This is a genomic window from Methanoculleus sp. UBA291, from assembly GCF_002499755.1.
Taxonomy (GTDB): Archaea; Halobacteriota; Methanomicrobia; order Methanomicrobiales; family Methanoculleaceae; genus Methanoculleus; species Methanoculleus palmolei.
Genome location: NZ_DANC01000027.1, coordinates 1 through 12,684, shown reverse-complemented (window position 1 = coordinate 12,684; position 12,684 = coordinate 1). Strand labels below are relative to the sequence as shown.

Annotated in this window: 12 protein-coding genes and 2 tRNA genes; 9 read left to right on the top strand and 5 right to left on the bottom strand. The window is 58.6% G+C overall.

Translation table 11 applies throughout. The features are described from left to right. Positions 1-597: 597 nt before the first annotated feature. Positions 598-1,005 carry a DUF1348 family protein gene (locus tag BP737_RS06565; RefSeq protein WP_394339208.1) on the bottom strand — a complete coding sequence of 136 codons (408 nt, stop codon included), beginning with the start codon at positions 1,003-1,005 and terminating at the stop codon, positions 598-600. Between the two features lie 87 nt (positions 1,006-1,092). Between BP737_RS06565 and BP737_RS06560 the strand changes: the two genes are divergently transcribed. Continuing rightward, on the top strand, positions 1,093-1,263 hold the full coding sequence (locus BP737_RS06560) for a hypothetical protein (RefSeq protein ID WP_342686040.1): 171 nt from the start codon (positions 1,093-1,095) through the stop codon (positions 1,261-1,263). 34 nt (positions 1,264-1,297) lie between these two features. On the opposite strand, the gene BP737_RS06555 is transcribed toward BP737_RS06560, so the two are convergent. The 4 genes from BP737_RS06555 to BP737_RS06540 form a co-directional block, all read right to left on the bottom strand. Next, a tRNA-Arg gene (locus BP737_RS06555) sits at positions 1,298-1,369 on the bottom strand. 55 nt (positions 1,370-1,424) lie between these two features. Continuing rightward, positions 1,425-2,456, bottom strand: coding sequence for a hydrogenase formation protein HypD (gene hypD, locus BP737_RS06550; protein ID WP_292404950.1), 1,032 nt, complete (start codon positions 2,454-2,456; stop codon positions 1,425-1,427). Positions 2,457-2,501: 45 nt separating this feature from the next. Then, positions 2,502-3,440, bottom strand: coding sequence for a radical SAM protein (locus tag BP737_RS06545; RefSeq protein ID WP_292404953.1), 939 nt, complete (start codon positions 3,438-3,440; stop codon positions 2,502-2,504). 59 nt (positions 3,441-3,499) lie between these two features. Continuing rightward, entirely contained in the window at positions 3,500-4,678 is a 1,179-nt protein-coding gene (locus tag BP737_RS06540; protein ID WP_292404956.1) for a hypothetical protein, read from the bottom strand. 152 nt (positions 4,679-4,830) lie between these two features. Between BP737_RS06540 and BP737_RS06535 the strand changes: the two genes are divergently transcribed. The 8 genes from BP737_RS06535 to BP737_RS06500 all read left to right on the top strand — a co-directional run. Beyond that, positions 4,831-5,562 carry a sugar phosphate isomerase/epimerase family protein gene (locus BP737_RS06535; RefSeq protein ID WP_292404959.1) on the top strand — a complete coding sequence of 244 codons (732 nt, stop codon included), beginning with the start codon at positions 4,831-4,833 and terminating at the stop codon, positions 5,560-5,562. An 81-nt stretch (positions 5,563-5,643) separates the two neighbouring features. Next, positions 5,644-5,716: transfer RNA gene (locus tag BP737_RS06530), tRNA-Thr, on the top strand. 1,407 nt (positions 5,717-7,123) lie between these two features. Next, on the top strand, positions 7,124-7,363 hold the full coding sequence (locus BP737_RS06525; RefSeq protein WP_342686039.1) for a hypothetical protein: 240 nt from the start codon (positions 7,124-7,126) through the stop codon (positions 7,361-7,363). Continuing rightward, complete coding sequence (locus tag BP737_RS06520; RefSeq protein ID WP_292405506.1) at positions 7,360-8,448, top strand: glycosyltransferase; 1,089 nt, start codon at positions 7,360-7,362, stop codon at positions 8,446-8,448. The genes BP737_RS06525 and BP737_RS06520 overlap by 4 nt, the downstream gene beginning before the upstream one ends. A 13-nt stretch (positions 8,449-8,461) precedes the next feature. Then, positions 8,462-9,562, top strand: coding sequence for a non-hydrolyzing UDP-N-acetylglucosamine 2-epimerase (wecB, locus tag BP737_RS06515; protein WP_292405503.1), 1,101 nt, complete (start codon positions 8,462-8,464; stop codon positions 9,560-9,562). A 7-nt stretch (positions 9,563-9,569) separates the two neighbouring features. Then, on the top strand, positions 9,570-10,511 hold the full coding sequence (locus tag BP737_RS06510; protein WP_292405500.1) for an NAD-dependent epimerase/dehydratase family protein: 942 nt from the start codon (positions 9,570-9,572) through the stop codon (positions 10,509-10,511). A 5-nt stretch (positions 10,512-10,516) separates the two neighbouring features. After that, positions 10,517-11,515 (top strand): NAD-dependent epimerase/dehydratase family protein, encoded by a 999-nt coding sequence (locus tag BP737_RS06505; RefSeq protein WP_292405497.1) that lies wholly within the window; start codon positions 10,517-10,519, stop codon positions 11,513-11,515. Positions 11,516-11,541: 26 nt separating this feature from the next. Further along, the coding region (locus tag BP737_RS06500) for a glycosyltransferase family 4 protein (RefSeq protein ID WP_292405493.1) at positions 11,542-12,684 on the top strand (1,143 nt) is incomplete at its 3' end.

Sequence of the window (12,684 nt, the reverse complement as noted above, 5' to 3'; positions counted from 1 at the left end):
GGGGGGGGGGGGGCGGCGGCCCCCCCCCCCCGGGGGGGCAAAGGCATTTTGGGATGCCCTCCAGGTCTGTCTTGTATATGAGGTCGTCCCAAAAGGACCCTAGAACCTTCGTTACACCAAATTGGAGCATTTACATCCAAGTTCTCGACCCTCTGAGTCATATTCAAGGCAATAATGGTGAAACGGCTTTCCATTGAGAGTCTCACCTCACGGTGCTCCTGCTCTCTTCCGCAGAAAGACAGCATATCGCCACTCGGGGAACGACTGCCGGCACGGCAGGAGTTTGAGAAACTCGAAGGGTTTCGAAGAGGGTTCGGGGAGGTGCACCCGGCGGAACGGCGGGTGTATGAGAAGACCAAAGGTCTTCGAAGAGTTTCGAATGAGCTCCGGGCCGAAGGGCCGGTGCTTGAGCACCGGAGGTGCGAATAACGACTTCCCCGAAGGGAAAGGGGTTCGAGAAACTCGAAGAGTTTCGAGGGGTGTCCCCCTCCCGGTAGCAGTTTTTGGGACAACCTCTATTATAACGAAGATGGGTTGCGCTCTACACTATTGCGGCGTTCATCGGAGATACACAGCGATTGATCGTTGCAGGGCAGGTTACAGCCCCAGGTCGGAGAGCCCGGGATGATCGTCGGGCCGTCGCCCGAGCGGCCAGTGATACTTCCGTTCTCCCTCGGTGATCGGCAGGTCGTTGATGCTGGCATGACGGGTGCGCATCAACCCCTGCGGATCGAACTCCCAGTTTTCGTTTCCGTAGGAACGGAACCAGTTCCCGGAATCATCATGCCACTCATACGCGAACCGTACCGCGATACGCGCCTCGTGAAACGCCCAGACCTCCTTGATCAGACGGTAGTCGAGTTCCTTTGCCCATTTCCGTTTCAGAAACTCGACGATCTCCTCGCGGCCGTTCACGAACTCGGCCCGGTTGCGCCAGGCGCTGTCGACGCTGTACGCAAGCGAGACCCGTCCGGGATCGCGCGAATTCCAGGCATCTTCAGCCATACGAACCTTCTGCACGGCCGTCTCGTAGGTGAACGGTGGTAAGGGGGGCGACTCTGTTCGGTCATACAGGTATCCACGCCCCGTGAGATGATAAGGGTATGGCCGACCGCTTCGGGGCCGACGATATCGATACGAGAGATCTCGCCTGCAAACCTCGCGGTGAAGGTTGAATTCCCTGAGAGCGAGCAGAAGCGGTCTTCCGCGCGTATGCCGGATGAAAAAGAGACCGATGCCATCCGGGGGGAGAACCCGCCGTAACTCTACGACTGAAGCGCGGTGCAGAAGAGGAGAACGTCCCGGCCGGGATTCGAACCCGGGTCGAAAGCTCCGGAGGCTTTCAGGATATCCACTACCCTACCGAGACAACCATATCATATAATCCTGTATGATATAAAAGGCCAGCGGCAGGAGGAAGGGTTTCACGCCCTCCTCGATTCGTAGAGGTGCCAGATCTTGCACGCCCCTTCGTGGCTGACCATGCAGGGGCCGACAGGGGTCCGCGGAGTGCAGGCCTTCCCGAAGAGTTTGCAGTCCGAGGGTCGGGCGACGCCGCGCAACACTTGATCGCAGATGCAGGCAGAGTGCTTGTCCACGTGCCGGATCGTGATTCCATACTTCTTCTGCGCATCGTAGTCCTCGAACTCCGGTTTCAAGCGGAGGCCCGAAGCCGGGATCACGGGAAACCCGCGCCACTCGACGTCGAACGGCTCGAAGACTTCGTACATCAGGCGTTTTGCCTTGACGTTCCCTTCCCGGGTGACCACGCGCGGGTAGGCGTTCTCGACCCGGTGCACCCCCTCGCGGACCTGTCGCACCGCCATGAGGAGGCCGAGGAGGACATCCTCGGGTTCGAACCCCGCGACCACCTGCGGGACCGGGAACCGCTCGTACTCCTCATAGCCCATCACCGCGCAGACGTGCCCCGGGAGGATGAACCCGTCAAGCGGCGCCTCCCCCTGGGCGAGGAGCCACTCCATCGCAGGCGGGACAAGCCGGTGGCAGGAGAGGATGGAGAAGTTCTCCGGCGGACGGGAGAGGATCGTGGCGGCGACCGTCGGCGCGGTGGTCTCGAATCCGACCGAGACGAAGACAATCTCCCGGTCGGGCTCCCGTCGGGCGATCTCCACCGCCTTATGGACGCCCTGCACCACCCGAATATCCCCGCCGCTCGACTCAAGCGAACCCTTCGATCCCGGGACCCGCAGCAGGTCGCCGTAGGTGGCGATGGTGCAGCCGCGCTCCACCAGGTCGAGCGCGGCGTCGATCTCGCCCTGCGGCGTGATACAGACCGGACAGCCCGGCCCCATCACGATCTTGAGCCCCTCCGGAAGGACGCTCCGGAGCCCTGAGCGTGCGATCGCCGCCTCGTGGGTGCCGCAGATGTGCATGAGCGTGATCTCCCGGTCGACGAGAGAATGAAGCGTCTTTACTATGTCTTTACCGACCGCCATGAATTCTCATATAGATCTCTCGCCGGTACGGCATATTCGTGCCGGTTACAACTCGGACCGCCGATAAAAGACTCCCCTCTCTTCCCGCACGGGCTCGACCAGGCCCCGGGCCTCAAGGACCCGCAGGCATTTCGCAACCTCTGCCGGGCGAAGGCGGAGGAGGGCGCCGAGATCGTCAAACGTGCAGGGTCGGCGCCGGATGGCCGCAAGGATGGTCTCGACGGCGTCCCCGAACCCCGGCATCGGCATCCGGTTCGTGTGCGACGCCCCGATCACCTCCGCCTTCCCGGCGAGCATCGATGCGATCCGCTCGAGGGCCCGCGGCGATGCCGGTCTCACCCGGATATCGGTGCCGGGGCGGTCGAGGGTGTTCACCTGGACGCGGTCGGGACCGATGGCGGCGACGGCGTCCCTCAGGCGGAGGACCTCTTCATCCGTATCGTTTTTACCCGGGACGATGAACACCTCGAGCCAGGCCTCTCCGGGAAACTCCCGGACGAAGGCAACGAGCCCCGCAAGCACCCGTCCGGCGGTGACGCCCGGGCAGGGGCGGTCGATTTGCCGGAAGAGATCTTCGGATACCGCATCGAGCGACGGAACCACGAGGTCCGCCTGCATAAGGGAGGCCCGGACCTCCGGGTCGGGGAGGAGTGCGCTTCCCGTCAGGACCGCGACCCGATAGCGGGGGTACCGGTCCTTCAGGAACGAGATGATCCTGCCGATCCCGGTGTGAAGCGTCGGTTCTCCGGAGCCGGCGAACGTGACGTAGTCGAGGTTCGGCCCGGTCGTGAGATAATCGTCGAGCTCCGCGATGACCCCGTCGGTCGGGACGTACTCGCGCCGCTCGCAGGTGCGATTGGTCGTCCGCCCGCACTCGCAGTAGACGCAGTCGAAGGTGCAGGTCTTCTGCGGCACCAGGTCGATCCCGAGCGAGACGCCCAGGCGCCGGGAGAGGACCGGTCCGAAGAGGTAGTGGTACGCCATGGAAGAAGTATCGGTTGGGCACGAGGTATCTTCAGCATTTACCTGGCGGCAACCCGATCTCACGTCTCGGCGATCTTGAGCATCTTCTTGCAGAAGTGGTCGATCGAGGTGAAGACCGCCCGGTTGGAGGCGTCCTGGGCTTCCCGGATATCGGTGGTGAGGAACCGGAGCAGGTCTGAGTAGTAGTCCAGCGAAGGGTATTTCCTGCGGAACTCGTCAAGACAGCGGTTTGCCGGTCCCGATTTCCGCCGGAAGAAGGCATATGCGTAGTCGATGAGGCAGAGGACATGGCCCGGCATCTTCTTCTCTTCGGCAAGTTTCCGGAACTCGCCGAATTCCCCTCCGCGGGGGAGGTAAAGGGCGGTCCGGAGGCCGTAGTAGACCGGCTCGGGGTCGTCGGGAAAACGCTGGAGCATATCGCGGATGAGGCCCATAGCATCGGCGAGGTCGCCCTGCTCGAACTTGAGATGGTAAGCCTCTCGATAAAAGAGCATATCGACGGGGAACCGGACGAGGCCGATCTGCAACATCTTTACGAGCGCCACGTCGTTGTTGTCCTGTTTTGCCCTTGCCATACCGGTCTCGAGGAACCAGCGGTTATCCGGCATCCATTCGGTCGCAAGGAAGATCATCACCCAGAACGGTTCGGCAAGCCATGGGTCCTGCTCGAGTTCTCCCCTGGCCAACCGCCGGAGACCCGGCTGCAGCTGTCCGAGTTCCTCCATATACTGGCGTGCGGCTTTCAGGTAGTTCCACCGTTCCGCGGCGGAATAGCCGGACTCGGTCGACCCTTCCTTATACAGGGTGTAGTAGCAGTAGGCATACCAGCATCCTACGGCGGCGTCGTGTTTGCGGTACGGCTGGAGGTAGACCGCCGCCGCGAGCGGCATCCCGATCTTCATCAGTTTGACGGCGGCCGCAAGATAGACGCCGGCTTTCCTCTCCTTCTTTCGTTTCATCCCGCAGGCGATATCGCAGACACGGTTCACGAACTTCGTGTCCCCGGCCCGCTTGCTGACGTCCAAGACCCGAAATACGATTGCATCAATGAACTCGTCGTACATCTGGTCGGTGATGGGGACGTCTGCACGGTCAAGGATCGTAACGATCTTGCCGAAGAATGAGGGGAAATTCTCATCGATGGCTTCGGTATTGGACTCGATGTAAGAGAATATCTCAGCCTTGGATCTCTCAAGGCGGTCCGAGACGATAACCTCCGGGAGGAAGCCGCCAACCATAGTTATCTCTATGTGGCTCTGGTGGCATAAACCATGCGACTGGATCCCTTTTACTGCCGACATGGCGGCGAGGGGCCGCCCCCGGCCGATCAGGCGCGTTGGCAGGAGTGTCGATTCCGAACTTATTTATCGTCCCGGTCGGAACATTCTCTATGTTTGGCATCTCCACTTACTGCCTTCACCGTGAGCCGCTCTCTACGGCACTTGAGACGCTCGCTTCCGTAACCGATTGCGTGGAGGTGATGGATGAAGGGCTGCACTTCCTTGAGAGTGCAGAGCCGCTGCAGAGTTATTCGTATCGCTACTTCATCCATGCGCCGTCCCGGGGGGTCAACATCGCAAGCATCCTCGAGCCCATCCGACGGGCGAGCATCGAGGTCCTGACAGGGGCGTTCGCCATCGCCGCGGAGGTCGGGGCGGACGTGGTCGTCCACCCGGGCTACTATGCGTGGAGCGAGGAACGAGCGCGGGCAACGGAAAGGTTTCAGCAGTCGCTCGCCGAACTGGCGACGGCGGCCGAAGACCTTTCGGTCACGTTCTTTGTGGAGAACATGGGGAACTGGGAGTACTTCTTCCTGCGCTCCTGCGAAGACCTGCCGCTCATCGACGGGCTCGGGCTTGCGCTCGATGTCGGCCACGCGAACCTGAACGGGTGCCTGGACTGCTTCCTCGCCCATCCGGCGGCGCACTTCCATCTGCACGACAACGACGGCACCGAAGACACGCATTCCCCGGTCGGGGCCGGGACGATCGATTTTTCGGCCGTGATGGATGCCGTGCACCGGAACAGGGTCACTCCTATCGTCGAGGTGGAGACTCTTGACGGGGTTATCGCCAGTATCTCCGCGCTGGAGGCGATCAGCGCTGCTGTGCGGGGAGAATAGGGACGGCTCCTATCCGGTTCTTCCTCCGGGTTCGGCCGTAACCTTTTATAAGGTAAACCTCCAACATAGGTGGTGCGTCATGCCTCAGTGGCTCAGCCGGTAGAGCGCGTCCTTGGTAAGGACGAGGTCGCGAGTTCAAATCTCGCCTGAGGCTTAAATAACTGATATTCTTACTCCCTTCCTGAAACGGGGTTCGGAAAATCCTTAGACCGGCCTCTTTCCTGTACGCTGGGCTATCATGGAGTGCGTATACCGGTCTTTCTCTGAGGTCGTCCCAAAACACCTCAGCCGGGAGGGGGAAACCCAATCGCACCTAGCGGTGCTCATGCACCCGCCGTTCCGCCGGGCGCACCTCCCGATCCCTCACTCGAAGACCTCCGGTCTTCTCAAACTCCTGCCGTACCGGCAGTCGTTCCCCGCGTGGCGATACCCGGAGGGAAGCCGTGTCAGCAATTTGACACCAAAAATTGCTCAATTCCTCCCGAGGATGTGTCAAAATACTCTGAACGATATGAATCTTCAGCGCTAGACACTTCTGGGATGACTTCTCTATCTCTCCCTATTGGTTTACTTCAGAGGGTATCTAAAAACATCTACGAAGGTTCTGGCGGACGGGGGGAAGATCGGCCTTGCAGCGCGGCACCTGAGTGCATAAATAGCATCCTCTGTCGAGGGCGGTGGGATCGGTAGCTTCGTTTTAATGAAAACTGCATGCGGGTGCATGTTGCAGCCGGGCTTGCAGGTCCGGTCGGTTGCTCCGTGAAACGTCCGAGAGGGAGGCACGGTCATGATCCGGGTAGGGGTCAGGGTCCAACTGGCATGCTGGACCATGTGATTGTAATCACCGGAGACGTAGACCCGGCCCGGGATGGTTAAAGCAATATCATGTGCGTCGGGAAGCGCCGTGACGACGTCATCATCGGGGATATACTGCTTAAGACGCGCGGAGATGCCCGGATAGTAGGTGACCCGCCGGTGCCACGAGCATCGCTTTTCGATGGTTTTCTGCCGCCGGATACCCTAGTCCTCAAAAGGCATATGAAAATCTCCTCAACGTCGAGTTTCCCGTCCTAGGGCGTCCGGGAGCCGCCTATGGTACATTGGCTGGAGCCGGTCCCGGGTGACCATATTAAACAGGCAGGATACCTTTGCAGGGGAGCCCACAAACCGCCCGTTCCTGCTTCTTTCACGTATGCCACGTGTCCGTTCTTCAGAGCCCAGGTTCGCTCCAGGGAAAATTCTATACTGGTCTCAAATTTTCTTTCTGATGCAGCATCAGCCATCTTTTCCGAAGAGTTCCGGGTTCATCCCCAAAAAATGGGAATATTGTATGATAGCCCCCTTAGAGGGGAGATATTCAAAAAAAATTAAGTTGTAGCAAGATTCACTTATGAAAACATATTTATAGTATAACATGTTGATCAACAAGATCCAACTCTCTGCTATCGCAAGCCTATAACACAATTATTATATTAAAATCATTCAATTTTGAATGATCTATGTTATGAGGATCTCTAGGATAATTAGTTATATTTATATATAATAATGGTTAGTATATCCTGTGGCAATAGTTCCGGTATCCGCGGGCGGGGCAAGTCCCCTGCCCGTCCCCGGACGACCAGGAGTCCTCATGATACAGTCCGCCGACCTTCGGAGTCTTCGTCCTCCAAAGAGCACCGTTAGGGGCCTCCCCGCATACCCGGCCATCGTTGCGGTCATCCCGGCCTACAACGAGGGGCTGGTGATCGGGAGCGTTGTTCTCCAGGCGGACTGCAGAATACCCCGGGAGGAATTCCGATGACCATCCATACGACTTCATCCTCCGCTCCTGCCCGCACGGCCGGGATGGTCGTCGAACACGACGGTGACAGGGAGGGCACGATCCTCCTCGTCGACGACGAGGCAACCCGACCGCGGCCCGCCGTCCGGACTCTCGTCGCCATGCCTGCCTATAATGAGGAGGCCTACATCGCAAAGACGATCATCGGGGCCAAAAAGCATGGCGATGCCGTCCTCGTCGTTGACGACGGCTCAAAGGATGATACCGTCCCGATCGCGGAGGGCCTCGGGGCCCGTGTCGTCCGGCACGAGGTCAACCGGGGCTACGGCGGGGCGTTGCAGACGATCTTTGCCACCGCCCGAAACCTCGGTGCGGAGGAACTCGTCGTCATCGACGCCGACGGCCAGCACAACCCTGCGGAGATCCCGGAACTGCTTGCGGAGCTCCGCCGGGGGAATGACGTCGTCATCGGCTCCCGTTTTGTCAAGGGTTCGGCCGGCAAGATCCCCGCCTACCGGAAAGCCGGGATGAAGGTCCTCGATACCGCGACCACTCTGGCGGGGACCAACCTTGCGATCACCGACTCCCAGAGCGGTTTCCGGGCCTACGGGAGAAAGGCCATCGAAGCCATCCAGATCAGCGGCGAGGGGATGAGCGCGGGCTCCGAGATCCTGGTCCAGGCGAGCGACCACCGCCTGAAGGTCGCCGAGGTGCCGATCAAGGTGCGCTACGACATTGAGGATACATCAAGCCAGAACCCGGTCTCCCACGGAGTCGGGGTGCTGATGAACATTGTGCGGCTGATCAGCCTCCGCCGGCCGCTGGTGTTCTTCGGGATCCCGGGTGTGCTCTTTGCTCTCATCGGGATCGTTGCAGAGATTTACACCTTCTCCGAATACTACCGCACCGGTCAATTCCACTACATCGTCTTCACCGGCGGGTTCTCCGTGCTCATCCTCGGGCTCCTGCTCACTACTGTGGGGATAATCCTCTACTCGCTCGTGCAGATCATGCAGGGGCAGGGAGGCGGGAAAGCTGCCGCTCCTGTGACCGGGGCCCCGATCGGAAAGGGGGCCGGAAAGGCTGAGCCGGGGACTTCCCACTAGAGAGGATCTAAAGATGATTGCAATTGTGCTTGGAACCCGGCCGGAGATCATCAAGATGTCCCCGATCATCCGTGAGTGCGAGATCCGAAACCTCGACTACTTCATCCTCCACTCCGGGCAGCACTACTCCTATGATATGGACCGGGCGTTCTTCGAGGAACTCGAACTGCCCGAGCCGAAGTACAACCTCGACGTCGGCTCCGGGACCCAGGCCGGCCAGACCGCAAAGATCATGACCGGCATCGAAGATGTCCTGGTGAAGGAATCCCCGGATATCGTTCTCGTTCAGGGCGACACCAACACCGTCATGGCCGGGGCTCTCGCGGCCGCAAAACTCCACATCCGGGTCGGCCACATCGAGGCCGGTCTCCGGAGTTTCGACCGGACGATGCCCGAGGAGATCAACCGGGTGGTCGCGGATCACGTCTCCGATTATCTCTTCGCTCCCACCGAGACTGCACGGCGGTACCTTGAGAAGGAAGGCATCGAGGAGAACAAGATCTGCATGACCGGGAACACCATCGTCGACGCGGTCTTTCAGAACCGGGAGATCGCGAAGAAGAAGGCGAATGTCCTCGATACCCTCGGACTGGAGCCCCACGAATACTTCCTGGTCACCTCCCACCGGCAGGAGAACGTCGACAACCCCGAGAAACTCCAGAGCATCATCGCGGGGCTCGAGGCGGTCCACCGGGAGTACGGGCTCCCCGTCATCTTCCCGATGCATCCCCGGACCAGGAAGATGGTCGAGCGGTTCGGGGTCACACTCGACGGGATCTCCGTCATGAACCCCGTCGGGTTCCTCGAATTCCTGCAGCTTGAGTCCAACGCCCGCCTCGTCCTGACGGACTCCGGCGGCGTCCAGGAGGAAACCTGCATCCTCGGGGTGCCCTGCGTCACCCTCCGGGCGAACACCGAGCGTCCGGAGACGATCGAGGTGGGAGCGAACGTTCTGGCGGGGACAGGGGCCGATGAGATCCTGGCGTCTGCCGGGCAGATGCTCTCCCGGTCGGGGACCTGGGAGAACCCCTACGGGGATGGTATGGCGGGCAGGATGATTGCGACGATATGCGGCGGCATACCGTCGCGGAACAACAATTCATTGATTCGGTGAAATACACATGGAAACACAAAGAATTCTTGTTACAGGCGGTGCCGGATTCATCGGCACCAATCTCGTCAACGAACTGCGTAGCCGGGGTCATGAGGTCGTCGCACTCGACCTCCTGAACAACGACCGGGAGAATTACATCCGGGCAGATACGCGGAGTTATCGGCAGCTGGAACGGGTCTTCGACCGCTCGAAGTTCGATTACGTATATCATCTCGCTGCGGAGTACGGCCGCTGGAACGGCGAAGATTACTACGAAAATCTCTGGCAGACCAACGTGATCGGGACCAAGCATATGCTCCGTCTTCAGGAGAAACTGAAGTTCCGGATGATATTCTTTTCCAGCGCCGAGGTTTACGGGGATTATAGCGGGACAATGTCCGAGGATGTGATGGTGAACAATCCCATCAGGGATACTTATCAAATGAACGATTACGCCATCACCAAGTGGGCGGGCGAGCTCATGTGCCTGAACTCGGCAGCGATGTTCGGCACCGAGACGGTCCGTGTCCGGCCGGTGAACTGCTACGGCCCGCATGAGCACTATAATCCCTACCGCGGTTTTATCCCCAAATTCATCTATCATGCGCTCTTCAACAGACCCTATACGGTCTTCAAGGGCCACAAGAGGATCATCGACTTCGTCGAGGATTCCTGCAGGACCTGGGCGAATATCGTAGACAACTTCATTCCCGGAGAAGTCTACAACGTCGGCGGCCGCCCCGAGTGGGAGCGGGAGATCAAAGACTATTCCGACCTTATTCTTAAGGCCGTCGGCAGAGATGACTCGCTTGTCACCTATGAGGAGGCCGAGCCGTTTACGACGAAAGTGAAGACAATGGACTTCACGAAGGCCGTCCGTGACCTCAGGCACGACCCCAAGGTCTCGCCGGAGGAAGGTGTCCGACGTACGGTCGAGTGGATGAAGCGGTATTACCGGATCGAGGAGTGAGCACGATGGAGAACGAAAAATCATTTTTTGAAGGAAAGACTGTGCTGGTCACCGGCGGCGCCGGTGCAATCGGCGGGAACCTGGTCAGGAGGCTCTCTGATCTCGATGCAGAGAAGATCATCATCCTCGACAATCTCTCCTCCTCGTACGAGTGGAATATCACCCGGGGGGACAACGTCCAGTTCATCCACGGCGATATCCTGGATGAAGAGAAGTTAAAGTGGGCGTTTAAGTCGAAGCCCGACATCGTCTACCATCTCGCCGCCCACTTTGCCAACCAGAACTCGGTCGACAACCCCGAGAAAGATCTGATGGTGAATGGTATGGGGATCCTCAAGGTCCTGCAGTATGCACATCTCGTGGATGTCGAGCGGTTCATCTACGCCTCGTCCGGTTGCGGCATCTACGGCCTGGACTCCAAGATGCCGTTTGAAGAGCATGATATCTCCATCAAGCTCTACACTCCCTACCAGGTCACCAAGATGATCGGTGAGCTCTACACCAACTACTTCTACAACCTCTACGGGTTACCTATTGTCAATGCCCGGTTCTTTAACTCCTACGGACCTGGAGAGGTCCCCGGCAAGTACCGGAACGTCATCCCGAACTTCTTCTATTGGTCGATGAACGGTCTTCCCCTGCCGATCACAGGCACCGGGGAGGAGTCCCGGGATTTCACCTATGTTGGGGATCTGGTCAACGGCCTCGTAAAGATGGCCACCCATGAGAACGCGGTTGGCGAGGCGATCAACCTCGGCGCCGGCAGGGAGATCCGGATCATCGACCTCGCGAACTGGATCAACGAGTTAACGGGGAACAAGGCGGGCATTGCCTTTAAGGAACGGCGGGACTGGGATAAGAAGAACCGGCTTCTCTCCTGTATCGACAAGGCGAGCGATCTCCTCGGGTACACCCCCCAGACCGAGTTCAGGGAGGGGCTTGAGCAGACTTATCAGTGGTTTGTGGAGAACCGGGAGAATATCGAGAAAAGTGCGGAGTTCTAACCTGCCCATTCTTATTTGGTGCATCTATGAGAATACTGCTGGTTGTTGCTTACTTTATACCGGAGATCGGGAGCGCTGCCCACATCTATTTCGATCTCGCCAAGGCTTTTGCAGAGCGAGGGCATATCGTTGATGTCATAACCTCATATCCTCGAGAGTTTAATCTGAACAAGGAGGATCAGGGGAAAGAATTCCCTCTTGAGGAGGAGGTAGAGGGCGTCACGATCTACCGGTGTAAGCACCCGGCAAATCGCGATAACATCTTTGTCAGGGGACTTGAGCACTTTTATCTGCCCTATTACTACTTCAAGAAGTACCGTGAGGTCGGTAAAAAATATGATGTCTGTTTGATGTATATACCGCCACTGCCTCTATACTACCTTGCAAAGAAGATCAAGCGGTACGATGGAACCCCTTCTGTCCTTAATTTCCAGGATTTCCATCCCCAAGAACTTACTGAGGTCGGGGTACTGAAAAACCCCGTCATGATCAAGGTCTTGGAGCACATTGAGGGTGAGGCGTACAGGCACGCCGACCATATCACTGTCCTCTCACATGGCGGCATCGAATATGTGCAGCAGCGGGGTGCCGATCCAAAGAAGGTCACTCATATCTTCAACTCGGTTTCCCTCTCCGAGTTTAACGGCCTCGTTCATAGGAAGGACTTCAAGGAAAGGGAAGGTATCGAGGATAAGTTCCTGATATCCTATGCGGGAATCCTCTCTCCGTACCAGGGCATCGACAACATCCTGGACACTGCAAAGGCCCTGCGGGACCATGACGATACTATCTTCTGCATTGCTGGAGATGGTGCGGAGAAGCGGCACCTCAAGACGAGGATACACCTGGAAGAGATCAACAACGTCAGGCTGCTGTCACTTCTCCCCCGTGCCGAGTACTTCAATCTGGTTAACTCTTCTGACGTCTCATTCATCTCGCTCGACGAGAGGATGAAGGCTCCCTGCCTGCCCGGGAAGACGATCAATCTCATGGCCTGCAGCCAGCCGATCATCGCCATGGTCGCGACGGAGAGCGAGACCGCCGATGTCATACGGAAAGCAGGGTGCGGTATCGTGGTCAAACCCGGGGACGTCGCGAGCATACGGTCTGCGGTCCTCCGCCTCAAGGAGGACGCTTCTCTCCGTGAGGCGATGGGGAGCAACGGCAGG

Coding starts and splice junctions, on each gene's coding strand:
- BP737_RS06565 (WP_394339208.1), bottom strand. CDS start 1,005: ATGGCTGAAGATGCCTGGAATTCGCGCGATCCCGGACGGGTCTCGCTT.
- BP737_RS06560 (WP_342686040.1), top strand. CDS start 1,093: ATGATAAGGGTATGGCCGACCGCTTCGGGGCCGACGATATCGATACGA.
- hypD (WP_292404950.1), bottom strand. CDS start 2,456: ATGGCGGTCGGTAAAGACATAGTAAAGACGCTTCATTCTCTCGTCGAC.
- BP737_RS06545 (WP_292404953.1), bottom strand. CDS start 3,440: ATGGCGTACCACTACCTCTTCGGACCGGTCCTCTCCCGGCGCCTGGGC.
- BP737_RS06540 (WP_292404956.1), bottom strand. CDS start 4,678: ATGGTTGGCGGCTTCCTCCCGGAGGTTATCGTCTCGGACCGCCTTGAG.
- BP737_RS06535 (WP_292404959.1), top strand. CDS start 4,831: ATGTTTGGCATCTCCACTTACTGCCTTCACCGTGAGCCGCTCTCTACG.
- BP737_RS06520 (WP_292405506.1), top strand. CDS start 7,360: ATGACCATCCATACGACTTCATCCTCCGCTCCTGCCCGCACGGCCGGG.
- wecB (WP_292405503.1), top strand. CDS start 8,462: ATGATTGCAATTGTGCTTGGAACCCGGCCGGAGATCATCAAGATGTCC.
- BP737_RS06510 (WP_292405500.1), top strand. CDS start 9,570: ATGGAAACACAAAGAATTCTTGTTACAGGCGGTGCCGGATTCATCGGC.
- BP737_RS06505 (WP_292405497.1), top strand. CDS start 10,517: ATGGAGAACGAAAAATCATTTTTTGAAGGAAAGACTGTGCTGGTCACC.